At 56.9% G+C, this 253-nt stretch carries 1 protein-coding gene; it reads left to right on the forward strand.

Annotated elements, in window-relative coordinates; translation table 11 throughout:
- Nucleotides 1–253 (forward strand): LysR substrate-binding domain-containing protein (locus H6A60_RS13395; protein ID WP_239477758.1); only part of this gene is annotated, 253 nt, incomplete at both ends.

Raw genomic sequence — 253 nt, forward strand, 5'->3', positions numbered from 1 at the left:
GTCGACAACGCCGTCGTTGCTCTTCTTCTGCCCGTGATTGACGAAATTCGCAGCAAAGCGCCCAACATCGGCATTGCCATTGAAGCGCCGCAGGGAGGCACGATCGAGCGCTTGCGCTCGGGGCTCATCGATCTTTGCTTTGGTTACCCCGTCGACGACGCACTTCCCGCAGATGTACGCTCGAGCCCGCTCTTCGATTCCGTTCATGTTTGTATCGTTCGAAAAGGTCACCCGCTTCTTGACAAGCTCGAAG

The organism is Sutterella massiliensis (assembly GCF_016899755.1).
In the GTDB taxonomy this organism is placed as follows: domain Bacteria; phylum Pseudomonadota; class Gammaproteobacteria; order Burkholderiales; family Burkholderiaceae_F; genus Sutterella; species Sutterella massiliensis.